The organism is Sinorhizobium chiapasense (genome assembly GCF_045277575.1).
Taxonomy (GTDB): domain Bacteria; phylum Pseudomonadota; class Alphaproteobacteria; order Rhizobiales; family Rhizobiaceae; genus Ensifer; species Ensifer chiapasense_A.
The window spans coordinates 2,276,360-2,289,919 of sequence record NZ_CP144206.1 but is presented as its reverse complement, the minus strand read 5'-3'; the positions used below and the strand labels follow the sequence as shown (position 1 = coordinate 2,289,919).

Sequence of the window (13,560 nt, the reverse complement as noted above, 5' to 3'; positions counted from 1 at the left end):
CTCACTCCTGTCAGGTCTTCCCCTTGCCCGAATATCCACTGTCAGAGAATCGTAAGTTTTTCCAACGAGGAGTTGTCTTTGATCAAGGTTAGGATACATTCTGATCTTGGGACGCAAAGAAATCCTACGGGCAGCGCAATGAACTTTTCACAAAGAGTTCGGTTGTCATTGTTTGCAAACATGCTCGTGCTTGCAGTGGCGTTCGTCGGACTTTTGTTCGGAACCGCAGCATTGGCAGGACAGCTTCCCACTTTTCTTGAAAGAGTCCAGCCGGGTGAGCTTTTTGAAGGGGCCGACCGCTTCGGAGACACCGTGGGTGAACCACCCATCGCGCCGGTCTATCGGGGTGATGACCTGCTCGGGTACGTTTATCTCAATTCCGATTTTACCAGTTCGGTCGGCTATTCCGGCAAGCCTATCCGCATCGCGGTTGGCATCGATCAATCCGGCATTATCAAGGGCTTCAAGCTCCTCGAACACCACGAGCCGATCGTCCTGATCGGGATCCCTGAAGCCAAAGTCGTCGCCGCGTTGAATTCGATCATCGGCAAAGATCTTGGACGGGTCGCGGCCGGGGCTGAGCGCCCACCGGAGGTGGATATCGTCAGTGGAGCGACCGTGACGGTTCTCGTCATGGGCGACAGTATCGTCCGCTCGGCCGTCAGCCTCATTAGGAGCAACCGCTTGGCTGGCGGCCACTCGGTCGGCGTTCAACAGGCAACTGCCGTCAAAAAACTCGACCTTTCCAAGGATCAGGCGAGCGACTGGCAAACCCTCCTTGGCGACGGCTCCGTCCGGAGCCTTCGGTTGACGATTGGGGAGGTTTCGAAGGCCTTTCAAGAGGCCGGGCATGCGGAAGCGGCTTCCCATCCGGAGTCCGCAAACCCCGAAAACCGTTTCATCGATCTGTACATCGCGCCGGTGAGCGTGCCCGCGATTGGCAAGACGCTCCTGGGCGACGTCGCATATCAGCGCCTCGCCGGCAAACTCAAGCCGGGACAGTCCGCAATCCTTGTGGCGGGAGACGGAGCATACTCCTTCAAAGGTTCCGGCTACGTCCGAGGCGGCATTTTCGACCGCATCGAGTTGCTGCAGGACGGACAAGGGCTGCGGTTTCGCGATCGAGACCATACCAGGATCGCAGCGCTCGTGCCGTCGGACGCTCCCCGCCTGCGGGAGATCGCTTTGTTCGAAGTGCCGCTGGAATTCGCCTTTGACGCGACTGAGCCGTGGGAACTGGAACTGCTCGTGCAGCGTAGCAGCACGGGTGCTCGAGACAAATCGGTTATCCCGTTTACGATCGGATACTCGCTTCCCCCCAGTTACTACACCGTCACCAAGGCCGAGGTACCGACGACGCCGGCCCAGACACCGCAGGTGGCGCCCTCCCAGGCTAGCGATCCGAAGTTGACGCCTGACGAAATACCGTTGTGGCAACGCATGTGGGAGATGAACAGCATCTCAATCGCAGTCACAGTCGCAGCTCTCCTTGTCCTGACCGCCATCTTCTTCTTCCAAGACTGGCTCGTCAAAAGGCCGAAATTTTTCGGCTGGCTTCGTACCGGATATCTGGTATTTACGCTCGTCTGGCTCGGTTGGTATGCCAATGCGCAGCTGTCGGTCGTCAACGTCCTCACGTTCACGAACGCGCTGGTCACCAATTTCAGCTGGGAGTTCTTCCTGGCTGCACCGTTGATTTTCATTCTTTGGGCCGCCGTCGCAGCCGGCCTCCTGTTTTGGGGGCGCGGCCCGTTCTGTGGCTGGCTCTGCCCGTTCGGCGCTTTGCAGGAACTGCTGAGCATCGTCGCCAAGCGCCTGAAGGTGCCGCAGGTCACCATCCCCTGGGGACTGCACGAGCGCCTTTGGCCTATCAAATACATCGTCTTCCTCGGGCTTTTCGGCATGTCGTTCTATTCGATGGCCTATGCGGAAATGCTCTCCGAGGTCGAGCCGTTCAAGACCGCGATTATCCTCAAATTCATCCGTGACTGGCCGTTCGTGGTCTTCGCCTTGGCGCTTCTTGCGGCTAGCCTCTTCATCGAGCGATTTTACTGCCGTTACCTCTGCCCGCTGGGGGCGGCACTTGCCATCCCTGGGCGCATCCGCACCTTCGAGTGGTTGAAGCGATGGCCAGAATGCGGCTCTCCCTGCCAGCGTTGCGCGAAAGAGTGCCCGGTACAGGCAATTCATCCGGAAGGCCCGATCAACGTCAACGAGTGCATCTACTGCATGCACTGCCAGGAACTCTACCATGACGACCAGCGCTGTCCGCACATGATCCAGGTGCGGCTCAAGCGCGAAAAATTCATGGCGCTGTCAACGCCCGGATCGAGAGGCGAAAAGACACCGCCGAAGACGCTTGTCACGCATAACGGAGAGCCCGTCACCAACTCGAAATAGGCACGCGGCAAATGTGAGCCGCATCTCAGGAGGCAATACCATGTCGAATGAAGATAAAAACCTGCCCCTTTTCAACCGACGCCAACTACTGGGTACCACCGCCGTGGCCGCGGCCGCAGGAGCCGCTACGGCCACCGGTGCGCTGGGCCTTGCAGGCGGGGCGTCTCCGGCCATGGCCCAGGAGCCGGCGAAGTGGGAGGTCCGCCCCGGCGAGCTCGACGAATACTACACCTTCTTCTCAAGTGGCCAGTCGGGTGAAGTCCGCATCGTCGGCGTTCCCTCGATGCGAGAAATCATGCGCATTCCGGTGTTCAACCGCTGCAGCGCGACGGGATGGGGGCAAACGAATGAGAGCCTGAAGGTCCTCACGGAAAACATGCGACCGGAGACGGTCGAGTTTCTCAAAGATCGCGGCGGCGTCTACCAGAACGGCGACCTTCACCACCCACACCCGTCGTTCACGGACGGCACCTACGACGGCCGTTACCTCTTTGCCAACGACAAATCCAACACACGCGTCTGCCGTATCCGTCTCGACGTCATGAAGTGCGACAAGATCATCGAGCTTCCAAACCAACATACCGTGCACGGGCTGCGCGTCCAGAAGTTCCCCAAGACAGGCTACGTGTTCTGCAACGGAGAAGACGGTGTGCCGATCCCCAATGACGGCAAGGTCCTGGACGATCCAAAGCAGTACCAATCCATTTTCACCGCGGTCGACGGCGAGACAATGAAAGTCGCATGGCAGGTCATGGTCGACGGCAACCTCGACAACGTCGACGCGGACTACCAGGGCAAGTACTGCTATTCGACCTGCTACAACTCGGAGGAGGGAGTAACTCTCGAAGAGATGATGAGCAAGGACATGGACTGGGTCGTCGTGTTCAATCTCAAACGCATCGAAGAAGCGGTCGCCAAGGGCGACTACAAGGAGATCGGCGGCGTTCCCGTCATCGATGGCTCCCACGGCTCGAAGTACACCCGCTACATTCCGGTGCCCAACAGTCCTCACGGTATAAATACGGCCCCGGATGGCATCCACTTCGTCGCCAATGGCAAGCTGTCACCGACGGTCACGGTATTCGACGTGCGCAAGTTCGACGACCTCTTCGACGACAAGATCCAGCCGCGCGACACCGTCGTCGCCGAAACAGAACTTGGGCTTGGTCCGTTGCACACGGCCTACGACGGGAGGGGAAACGCCTATACGACGCTCTTCCTCGACAGCCAGGTGTGCAAGTGGAACATCGAGGATGCCATACGGGCGTTTAAGGGCGAGAAGGTCAATCCGATCCGCCAGAAGCTGGATGTCCATTATCAGCCCGGGCACAACCACTCCTCGATGGGCCAGACCAAGGAGGCCGACGGCAAGTGGCTCATCTCGCTTAACAAGTTCTCGAAAGATCGCTACCTCAACGCCGGCCCGCTGAAGCCGGAGAGCGATCAGCTGATCGACATCTCAGGGGATGAAATGGTGCTCGTCCACGACAACCCGACCTTCGCCGAGCCCCACGACGCAACAATCGTGCACGCGTCCAAGATCAACCCGGTTCACGTGTGGAACCGTGAGGACCCCTTCTTCGCAGACGCCGTCGCTCAAGCCAAAAAAGACAATATCGACCTCATGGTGGACTCCGAGGTGAAGCGCGATGGCGACAAGGTGCGCGTCTATATGACGTCGGCGGCTCCCGCGTTCGGGCTTGAGTCCTTCACCGTCAAGGAGGGCGACGAGGTGACCGTTTACGTCACCAACATCGACGAGGTCGAGGACCTGACTCACGGCTTCTGCATCGTCAATTACGGTATCAACATGGAGATCGGGCCGCAGGCGACGGCGTCAGTGACCTTCAAGGCCTCCAAGCCCGGGGTCTACTGGTACTATTGCACATGGTTCTGCCATGCGATGCACATGGAAATGAAGGGACGCATGATGGTCGAACCGAAGTCGGTATGATGAGGCGCGTGATGATCACAGCGATGGTGGCCTTCTGGGTCGCCATCGCCACCCCCGCCGAGGCCGCGGAGCGGACGGTCACGCCCGTCGATGACCTGGCATCGATCATCGAGGCGGCATCACCGGGGGACCGCATCATATTGCGTCCGGGCAAGTACAAGGGTCCCGTGAAAATCACCAAGTCCGTGACGCTGGAAGGCGAACCCGGCGCTGCGATCATGGGCGACGGAAAAGGCACCGTCGTCACCATCGACGCGGCCGGCGTAACACTCCGTGGTCTTGAAATCAGCGGTTCGGGCACGAACCTCGAAGGCATGGACTCAGGCGTGTTTGCCACCGAGAACGCAACAGGCGCGCTTATCGAACGCAACAGCGTTACCGGGAACCTCTACGGGATCTACGTCCACGGGGCCGCCGATTCCTTGGTCCGCAAAAACACGGTCATCGGCCTGAAGAAGGGCCACATGAGCGAGTTGGGCAACGGGATCGCGGTTTGGAACGCGCCGGGCGCCAAGATCATCGATAACGACGTCAGCTTCGGCCGCGACGGCATCTTCACGATCGCAAGCAAACGCAATGTGTTCAGTGGCAATAAATTCCACGACGTGCGTTTCGCGATCCATTACATGTACACCAACAACAGCGAGATCCGCGGCAACACGTCTATAGGAAACGCCGTCGGCTACGCGCTGATGTTCTCCAACAAGCTGAAAGTCGTCGGCAACGTGTCTGACGGCGACCGCGATCATGGCCTCGTGCTGAATTTCGCCAACGGATCGCAAATAGAGGGGAACACCGTCATTGGGCGGATGCAGCCCCAGAGCCGATGGACAACCGCCGGAAATCGCGACCCCGCTGACAAAATGCCTTCCGATGACAGCCCAACGAGCCCCAACGCCAACCTTTCGGGCGAGCGCTTGGGTCCCGAGAAGTGCGTTTTCATCTACAACGCCAACAAGAACCGGCTGAAGGGCAACAGGTTTGACGGCTGTTCGATCGGCATTCACTTTACGGCCGGCTCGGAGGGTAATTCGATAAGCGGAAACGCCTTCATCAACAACCGCAATCAGGTCAAATACGTGGGAACTCGGTATCTCGATTGGTCGGTGGACGGCCACGGCAATTACTGGAGCGACAATCCGGCGTTTGATCTCGATGGCGACGGGCTCGGTGACAACGCCTATCGTCCAAACGATGTCATGGACAAGGTGATGTGGACCGCTCCCCAGGCCAAGGTGCTGGCCACCAGCCCCGCAGTCCAGGTCATCCGCTGGGCTCAGGCTCAATTCCCGGCCCTTCTACCGGGCGGCGTCGTAGACAGCCATCCCCTGATGGCACCCCCCACCCAAGGGAGGCCGGCGCAATGAATGTCACGACGGTGGCAGTATCCGGGGTCGCCAAGCGCTATGGCAGCGTCGAAGCCGTCAGGGATGTTACGTTCGAGCTCACAGAAGGGGAAACGGTCGCGCTTGTCGGCCACAACGGGGCTGGCAAGACGACACTGATCAAACTCATGCTTGGGCTCATTCGCCCCTCGACGGGCAGCGTGCTCGTTCTCGGCGAGGATCCGGCCAAGGGCGACTTCGAGGTCCGCAGGCGGCTTGGCTACCTGCCGGAAAGCGTTTCCTTCCACATGGCCCTGACGGGGCGCGAAACGCTGGCCTTCTACGCCCGCCTCAAGCGCGTCGAGGTCTCCTCGGTGCCTGAGCTTCTGGAGCAGGTTGGTCTGGCTCCGGATGCCGCCGACCGTCCGGTTCGGACCTATTCAAAGGGGATGCGGCAGAGACTGGGACTGGCGCAGGCACTGCTTGGCCACCCGCGGGTCCTGCTTCTGGACGAACCTACGAGCGGTCTCGATCCGGCTCTTCGTCGGCGATTCTACGACATCCTGGACGGATTGCGCTCCGCTGGAACCACAATCCTTCTTTCGTCACACGCATTGACCGAACTCGAAGGGCGTGCCGATCGCGTGGTGATCGTCAACGAAGGCGTCAAGGTCGCTGATGGATCGCTGGACACATTGCGCGGTTTGGCTCAGCTACCCACGCGCGTGAGTGTCAGGCTTGCCAACGGCAAATCGACCGCTGACTGGAATGCAGGAGGTGGATGGAGGATCACGGGCGTCGATACCGTCGAGACCGAGGTGGCAATGGACGAAAAAGTCGCACTCCTTCGGGAGGTCACAGCCAACCCTGCGGAGGTTGCCGGGCTGCAACTCGTCGAGCCGACATTGGACGACCTCTATGCCCACTTTCTTGGCGGGCGGAAGGCGGCCGAATGAAGAACATTCTTATTATGGCCCGCAAGGAGATCCGGGAAGGCTTGCGCAATCGATGGGTGCTCGGAGCTACCCTTCTCCTTGCAGCATTGGCGCTCACCCTCACCGCACTGGGGAGCGCGCCGACCGGGAATGTCGGGGTCAACCAACTCGACGTTGTCATCGTCAGTCTTTCCAGCCTGACCATCTTTCTCGTGCCGTTGATCGCGCTCCTGCTCTCGCACGACGCGATCGTAGGCGAGATGGAGCGCGGCACCATGCTGCTGCTTCTAAGCTATCCGATTGGACGCAATCAGGTCATTCTCGGCAAGTTCCTCGGCCACATTGCCATCCTCTCGTTTGCGACGCTCTGCGGCTATGGTGCCGCCGCCCTGGCGCTCGCTATCACGGGAGGCAACATCGACACGGGCAGTTGGTGGGCCTTCCTCAACATGCTCGGATCGTCGGTGCTCCTAGGGGCGGTATTCGTCGCGATCGGATACCTCGCCAGTGCGATCGTCAGCGAGCGGAGCACGGCGGGCGGGATAGCTATCGGCATCTGGCTGCTTTTTGTCCTGATTTACGACATGGCGTTGCTCGGCGCACTGGTCGCGGCGGGAGGGCATGCTATCCCGTCAGGCCTGCTGGATGCGGTTTTGCTATTCAATCCAACCGACGCTTACCGGATGCTCAACCTCGGTTCGGGAGAGGCGAGCGCCTTTTCGGGTCTGGGCGGTGTCGCCGAGCATTCCGGGCTTAATGCCGCGATGATGGTCGGCGCACTGGCTGCGTGGACCATCGTGCCGCTAGCGCTCGCCGCGGCAGTATTTTCGAGGAGGGAGCTATGAGACGCGCTTTGGTGGCCGCGGCACTCCTGTCGGCCTTTCTGCTCGCAAGCTGCAAGGAAGAGCAAAAGGCTCCTCCGCCCGCACCGTACGCGCTGACGTCCGAAGCGACAGGCAGATACTGCGGAATGAACGTGCTCGAACACCCAGGACCCAAGGGGCAGATCATTTTGGATGCGCAAGTTCCCGAACCCATCTGGTTTTCGTCCGCTCGCGACGCCTTGGCGTTCACCATGCTGCCGGAGGAGCCGAAGGACATCGCGGCGATCTACGTCTCCGACATGAGCAAGGCGCCAAGCTGGGAGAAGCCCGGAGAAAACAACTGGATTGACGCCCGCAAGGCTTTCTACGTCATCGGCAGCTCTTTGCGGGGCGGCATGGGCGCGGAAGAGGCTGTGCCGTTCGGCACAGAGGAAGCGGCGCAACAATTTTCCGTCAAGAACGGCGGGCGCGTCGTCCCGTTCGGCGAGGTCCCGCAGGACTACGTGCTGGGTGCAGGCGGTGTCGACGCCACGACAACCAGCCCCGACGCCGAGGAAAGTGTGGAAGGGCACAACCATGGCTAAAGGATATACTCGACGCCGCGCAATCGCGATTTTCGCCGCAGCTGCCGGTTTGCCCCTCCTGACTGCCGCAAAGGCAGCATCAAGCACCGTCACATGGAAGGGACAGGCTCTCGGCGCGCCAGCGACACTGATCCTCAATCATGAAGACCGCGCGCGAGCCGAACGATTGATCGACACAGTCGTCGCCGAGGTCACAAGACTGGAACGCGCGTTCAGCCTCTATCGTGACGATACCGCGCTTTCCGAGTTGAACCGCGTCGGCGCTCTGGTCGCTCCCCCGCAAGACCTTGTGGCGCTGCTTGGCTCCTGCCAAGAATTTTGGAACATGAGTGACGGCGGGTTCGATCCCACTATACAGCCGCTGTGGTCGCTATACCGAGACCACTTCACGCGGCCCGAGGCGGACCCATCCGGCCCTTCAGCCGAAAAGATCAGGGACACGCTCGACGCCGTTGGCTTCGAAGGGATCAGGTTCGATCGGGATCGCATCGTCCTGACTCGACCGAAGATGGCACTGACCTTGAATGGCATCGCCCAAGGCTACGTCACGGACAGGATCGTGGACTTGCTGCGAGACGCCGGGGTAACTAGCAGTCTCGTGAACATGGGGGAAAATCGCGCTGTAGGCTCGAGGTTGGATGGAACGCCCTGGCGGATCGGCCTAGCAGAGCGACAGGACGACGCGTTTCCCGACGTCGTTCTCGACGTGATCGACAAGGCTGTCGCGACCTCCAGTGGCATGGGTTTCCACTTCGACAAGGCACAGCGTTTCAGCCATATCCTTGATCCGCGCACCGGAGGAGCAGCTGCATTGTACAGGCGTGTGACCGTCATCGCCGATGATGCGACCACCGCCGATGCTCTGTCGACGGCATTTAGCTTGATGGATGAGACCAGTATCCGATCCACGTTAGACCGCAGATCAGGCGTACTGGTTGATCTTGTCCGGGCGGACGGCGGCCATCGCCGTTTCGAAACACGAGCCTGAGGACGCACAACGCGGATGCTCGCATTTTCCATAGCGCAATCACACCAATCTCAACGGAGTACTTGACCATGCACCTTCTGAAAAATCTGGCTGCGGCAACTTTGCTCACAATGATCGCAGTTCCGGCCGCAGCTGCGGACTTCGAGGTTCATATGATGAACAAGGGCCCTGACGGGGTGATGGTATTCGAGCCTGCGCTGACGAAGGTGCAGCCAGGTGACACGATCACCTTCCTTCCCACCGACAAGGGTCACAACGCTGAAACGATGAAGGGTTTGATCCCGGAAGGAGCCGAAGCCTTCAAGAGCAAGATCAACGACACTTTGAAACAGGCGTTCACGGTGCCAGGAGCCTATGTGATCAAGTGCACGCCGCATTTTTCGATGGGCATGGTTGCCGTCGTCGTGGTTGGGGACTCTCCGGCGAACCTCGATTCGATCAAGTCTGCGAAACTCCCGAAGAAGGCCCGCGAACGGGTCGACAAGGCGCTTTCGCAACTCTAGGCTTGCTCCAAGAGAAAACCGGCGGGCGACGAGATCACAAAGCTCGCCGGCTTCTCCCGCACGATCGGCCGCATTGGCGTCTTGGCTTCGCCGCCCCCCCGGCTCGCTCTTGCTTTTGAAGCCCGGCGATCAACAGTCGCCGAGTTTCCTCCATTGCCTGCGGCCGCGAGACCTGAACAATGACGACCGGCGTATCGACTATTTCAGAACTCGATGGGGTGCCTCACGTTCGGCTGCCACCGGCCGTTCAGTTTGCCGAGTCTGTCTGTGGCCGCCGCGCCCTCCTGGCTTTCCACTGGCCACAAGCAACCAGGGTGCAATAGCCCCGTCAGACCACTCTAATCAACGCCTCTATCGCATCCTTCCAAGATAGGGCCGCCGTTCCAATTCAGCGGATTTCTGGGATTGCCTGAGTCGGAGAAGGTCCTTGCGGGTGACAAGGCCGACCAAGGTGCCGGATAGCGGATCCGTGATGGGTATCCTCGCAGCATCGGTCGCAATCATGATGTCCGCGATGTGACCAACAGTGTCGTCGGGATGCCCGATCGGGATCGAGGTGTCCGATACCTTGTCTGCCAGCATGTCGGCCCCAATGTCCGGACCTCGCTGCCACCGAAGCGCATCTGAACGCGAAACCATACCGACAAGCGCGCCGGCCCCGTCAACGACCGGATAGGTCCGGTGTGCCTCATCCGCCGCGGCGAAATGCGCACACACCTCCGCCACCGACATCGTCGCCGGCAAGGTGTCGACTGTGCTGACCATAATGTCGCGAGCCCGGGCGAACTCAAAAGGGTCGACACCGTATTCACGGCTGATGTGCTGTCCTCTCCGCGCAATCTTCTCCGTCAGGATCGAGCGCCTCAGCAGGAGCACAGTCACGGCGTAGGCGGCAATCGTGGCGGCCAGCAAGGGTATGAGCGTGCTGAGATCGCCGGTGATCTCGATCGCGAAAAACGTTCCGGTCAACGGCGCGCGCATCGTGCCACCCATCATCGCCGCCATGCCGAGAAGCGCCCAGAATCCCGGATCTCCGGGAAGCATCAAGCCCGTCAGCCATCCTAGTGCGCCTCCGAGGATCAGCAACGGCGCCAGCACACCGCCCGATGTGCCCGACGAGAGAGCGATGAGCCAGATCGTGGCCTTGACCAAGAGAATGGCGATGACCGTCGATGTTGGCCAGCTGTTTTCGAGCAGCCCCTCGATCACGTCGTAACCGACACCGAGAGCATGTGGCTCGACTAGGCCACCGAGCCCAACGGCAAGACCTCCGAGCGCCGGCCACCACATCCAGTGGATCGGCAGGCGCTCGAACAGATCCTCGATCTTGTAGAGCAGTGTCGTCAGCAGACCCGATTGAAGGCCGGCAACAATCCCCACTCCGGCGCAAAGCAGAATCCCCCACCAGGGAAGGTCGGCCCGGAAGTGCGTTGGAAAAAGCGGTCCCGTGCCGAACAGCAGCGGTCGCCAGGAGATGGCAACGCAGGCTGAGACTGCCACGGGAATGAAGCTGCGGGGCTTCCATTCAAACAGGAGGAGTTCGACCGCAAGCATGACGGCTGCGACAGGTGAGCCGAAGATTGTCGTCATGCCGGCCGCCGCCCCTGCGACCAACAAGGTCTTTCGCTCTGCCGCACTCAAATGGAAAAACTGGGCAAAAAGCGAACCAATCGCGCCACCGGTCATGATGATCGGCCCCTCGGCCCCGAACGGGCCTCCCGTGCCGATCGAAAGCGCCGACGACAGCGGTTTCAACACGGCAACCTTCGCTGACATGCGACTGCCGCCGATAACGATGGCTTCTATCGCTTCGGGGATACCATGCCCGCGGATCTTCTCCGATCCGAAACGCGCCATCAGGCCAATGACGAGCCCTCCAACCACCGGGATCAAGGCCATCCAGGGCGAGAAGATCACGTCGGCTATCCGCGCTTCCCCGATGCTCACCCGCCCAAACCAGACGATGTTGGTGACGAGAGCAATCAGATTGACGAGGAACCAGGCCGCGAACGCGCCACCGGTTGCGACGATTATCGCCATTCCGATCAACAGGAGCACGCGCCGGTCGGTGGTGAAATCACCAGCTTCGCGGCGAGCAAGGCCGCCCATGAAATCGTGCTGGTGCGGACGGGAAGGTTTTGACGACATCGGGAAACCTGTGTGGCGGCTGAACAGAGGGTGCGATCGCCCGCAGCGCACATATATCGCAATACGATATAAATCAAGTCGGTGTTGGCAGCTCGTCCCGCGAGCGCTATGCGCATAGCCCGTGAAACACTCCTGGTGCCAAAGTCTGTGACCAAGAAACAAGACGCACTCACCGATGCCGACTACGAGGCGCTTGCCAACCTGCGCTACGCCCTGCGGCGTTTTACGGATTTTTCGACGTCGGCAGCACAGCACGAGGGGCTCCCAAGTCAGCAACATCAGGCCCTGCTGGCCATCAAAGGCCATCGCGGCGAAGCTCCCATGACGGTCGGAGACTTGTCCGAGCGCCTGGTCGTTGCCCGGCACACCGCTTCCGAACTCGTCGAGCGGCTCGTGGGGGCCGGCTATGTCACGCGTGAGCTCGATCCGCATGACAGGCGCCGCCAGACGCTTGCGCTTACTGCGAAGGCGGAAGACATCCTTACGCGATTGAGCGCCATTCATCTGACCGAGATCCGGGAGATGGCCCCGCGCTTGATAGAGCTGCTTAACGATCTCCAGATTAAAGGCCCACTCTGAGAGCCTTTATCAACTGCGTGCGCGCAATTGCTCATCCCGGCCCAGTTCCTGCTTTGAACTATTCCGCCTTCGTCACCCGGAGAAGCGGGAGTAAACCGACGCTTTATTTATGTCGCATTACGACATATATTGCAACGTGCGGGATTGTCGGAGTGCCCGATTGATCTCTTCCCGCCAAATGAGGAGCAGTGTAAGCGACAAGCCGGGGCCGTTCAGGCGGCGTAGGTGATGGCCTGGGGTCTGATAGCTCGCTCGACAATGTTGGAGTCGAGCTTGACACGGCCGTCGGTCAGGAAGCGCTCGAATATGTCGCGACGCGATATGGCATACCGGAGAGCTTCGGCGAGTTTGGATTTTCCCGACACCCGCGCCAAAGTTGCCTGCCAGAGTGTAAAGAGGTCACGGACTGGAGTTGCGGTCTCCAAAGTCCCCGATCATTGTACTCTCCGGTTGGCCGACTTTTTTACTCTTCCGCGGCCGGCAAACAACAGATGACGCTAACACTAGCGTTGGCAGATGGTTAAATGCAAGTGCTTGTTATTCCTGTATAAAACTGGCGCACCGAACAGGATGAAATTGGGAGCAGATACAGCATTGTAGTAGCTATATAATTTTCTGATGCAGTCAAAAACCAAGATGCGCAAATTCCTACGTCCTGATCGGGACAATGCCGCCTGCCGCCATCTCGGCGGCCTTAATCGGCTTCAGTCGTTCGATATGCGGCTGCATTCGCTTCATGACCCGTACCAACGGATCGCCTTAAGCCACATAGGTCCAGGAGCAACGCCCGCTGTCTTACTGTGATGGTCAAACCACGCGATCAACTCGGGTGTCGGGTTCGAATGAAACATGATACGGATGAGTGTGTCGCGGTCAGCGGAGTAGCCACCAAGCGCGTATATATCGCTGCTGTTGAGACTATCGATCTCCAATACGACCTCGGATTGTGTTCCGCCGTAGCGCCCGGCTCCATCGGCACACCCCGTGATGAAGCCCCTCTCGCGATCTAAGGCGATTAAAAATGGTCGGACCGATACAAGGTGTCGAGGTTTAGGATGATGCTGCCGGCGGGCGGTTTGAGCGCAACGATGACGCCCTGCCATCCTTCAGGTGGCACGCCACCTTTGAATGTTTTGGCAATTGCCGGAGAGAGGGTCCAAGCTGACATCATTTCAGGAAGGTTGCGCTCGGCGATTAGATCCCAGACGGATCCCTTTTCCAGTGCGATCTGGCGATAAGTTACCAGGTTACACTGACGAAACCGCTCGTCGATCTCCGCGGACAACTCTTTCAGACGCTGTCGTTTTGCATTTAATCGGG

The 13,560-nt window shown here is 59.6% G+C and carries 11 protein-coding genes and 1 pseudogene; 9 read left to right on the top strand and 3 right to left on the bottom strand.

Going from position 1 to position 13,560, the window contains the following annotated elements:
• Positions 1-138 precede the first annotated feature (138 nt).
• The 8 genes from QM996_RS29400 to QM996_RS29365 all read left to right on the top strand — a co-directional run bounded on the left by QM996_RS29400 (position 139) and on the right by QM996_RS29365 (position 9,513).
• Positions 139-2,400, top strand: coding sequence for a NosR/NirI family protein (locus tag QM996_RS29400; RefSeq protein ID WP_112597230.1), 2,262 nt, complete (start codon positions 139-141; stop codon positions 2,398-2,400).
• A 40-nt stretch (positions 2,401-2,440) separates the two neighbouring features.
• Positions 2,441-4,354 (top strand): TAT-dependent nitrous-oxide reductase, encoded by a 1,914-nt coding sequence (gene nosZ / locus QM996_RS29395; RefSeq protein WP_060586041.1) that lies wholly within the window; start codon positions 2,441-2,443, stop codon positions 4,352-4,354.
• A gap of 11 nt (positions 4,355-4,365) precedes the next feature.
• A complete protein-coding gene (locus tag QM996_RS29390; protein WP_162732984.1) occupies positions 4,366-5,721 on the top strand; it encodes a nitrous oxide reductase family maturation protein NosD in 1,356 nt (451 codons plus the stop codon).
• Positions 5,718-6,635: an ABC transporter ATP-binding protein gene (locus QM996_RS29385; protein ID WP_192494042.1), complete on the top strand. Its 918-nt coding sequence runs from the start codon at positions 5,718-5,720 to the stop codon at positions 6,633-6,635. The genes QM996_RS29390 and QM996_RS29385 overlap by 4 nt, the downstream gene beginning before the upstream one ends.
• A complete protein-coding gene (locus tag QM996_RS29380; protein ID WP_060586044.1) occupies positions 6,632-7,459 on the top strand; it encodes an ABC transporter permease in 828 nt (275 codons plus the stop codon). The genes QM996_RS29385 and QM996_RS29380 overlap by 4 nt, the downstream gene beginning before the upstream one ends.
• Positions 7,456-8,022, top strand: coding sequence for a nitrous oxide reductase accessory protein NosL (locus QM996_RS29375; protein WP_060586046.1), 567 nt, complete (start codon positions 7,456-7,458; stop codon positions 8,020-8,022). The genes QM996_RS29380 and QM996_RS29375 overlap by 4 nt, the downstream gene beginning before the upstream one ends.
• On the top strand, positions 8,015-9,010 hold the full coding sequence (locus QM996_RS29370; RefSeq protein WP_192358028.1) for an FAD:protein FMN transferase: 996 nt from the start codon (positions 8,015-8,017) through the stop codon (positions 9,008-9,010). Before QM996_RS29375 ends, QM996_RS29370 begins: the two co-directional genes overlap by 8 nt.
• 77 nt (positions 9,011-9,087) lie before the next feature.
• Positions 9,088-9,513: a pseudoazurin gene (locus QM996_RS29365; RefSeq protein WP_112597271.1), complete on the top strand. Its 426-nt coding sequence runs from the start codon at positions 9,088-9,090 to the stop codon at positions 9,511-9,513.
• A gap of 351 nt (positions 9,514-9,864) precedes the next feature.
• Here the strand turns inward: QM996_RS29365 and QM996_RS29360 are convergent, their stop codons facing one another.
• Positions 9,865-11,661, bottom strand: coding sequence for a chloride channel protein (locus tag QM996_RS29360; protein ID WP_112597223.1), 1,797 nt, complete (start codon positions 11,659-11,661; stop codon positions 9,865-9,867).
• A 108-nt stretch (positions 11,662-11,769) separates the two neighbouring features.
• Here QM996_RS29360 and QM996_RS29355 point away from each other — a divergent pair, with 108 nt between their 5' ends.
• Complete coding sequence (locus QM996_RS29355; protein ID WP_500270424.1) at positions 11,770-12,240, top strand: MarR family winged helix-turn-helix transcriptional regulator; 471 nt, start codon at positions 11,770-11,772, stop codon at positions 12,238-12,240.
• A gap of 224 nt (positions 12,241-12,464) precedes the next feature.
• Here QM996_RS29355 and QM996_RS29350 read toward each other — a convergent pair.
• Together QM996_RS29350 and QM996_RS29345 are read right to left on the bottom strand one after the other, a co-directional pair.
• Positions 12,465-12,647: pseudogene (locus tag QM996_RS29350) on the bottom strand (IS66 family transposase); the annotation flags it as partial.
• A gap of 608 nt (positions 12,648-13,255) precedes the next feature.
• Positions 13,256-13,525: a hypothetical protein gene (locus QM996_RS29345; protein ID WP_334197356.1), complete on the bottom strand. Its 270-nt coding sequence runs from the start codon at positions 13,523-13,525 to the stop codon at positions 13,256-13,258.
• Between the last annotated feature and the right edge of the window lie 35 nt (positions 13,526-13,560).

Coding starts and splice junctions, on each gene's coding strand:
- QM996_RS29400 (WP_112597230.1), top strand. CDS start 139: ATGAACTTTTCACAAAGAGTTCGGTTGTCATTGTTTGCAAACATGCTC.
- nosZ (WP_060586041.1), top strand. CDS start 2,441: ATGTCGAATGAAGATAAAAACCTGCCCCTTTTCAACCGACGCCAACTA.
- QM996_RS29390 (WP_162732984.1), top strand. CDS start 4,366: ATGATCACAGCGATGGTGGCCTTCTGGGTCGCCATCGCCACCCCCGCC.
- QM996_RS29385 (WP_192494042.1), top strand. CDS start 5,718: ATGAATGTCACGACGGTGGCAGTATCCGGGGTCGCCAAGCGCTATGGC.
- QM996_RS29380 (WP_060586044.1), top strand. CDS start 6,632: ATGAAGAACATTCTTATTATGGCCCGCAAGGAGATCCGGGAAGGCTTG.
- QM996_RS29375 (WP_060586046.1), top strand. CDS start 7,456: ATGAGACGCGCTTTGGTGGCCGCGGCACTCCTGTCGGCCTTTCTGCTC.
- QM996_RS29370 (WP_192358028.1), top strand. CDS start 8,015: ATGGCTAAAGGATATACTCGACGCCGCGCAATCGCGATTTTCGCCGCA.
- QM996_RS29360 (WP_112597223.1), bottom strand. CDS start 11,661: ATGTCGTCAAAACCTTCCCGTCCGCACCAGCACGATTTCATGGGCGGC.
- QM996_RS29355 (WP_500270424.1), top strand. CDS start 11,770: ATGCGCATAGCCCGTGAAACACTCCTGGTGCCAAAGTCTGTGACCAAG.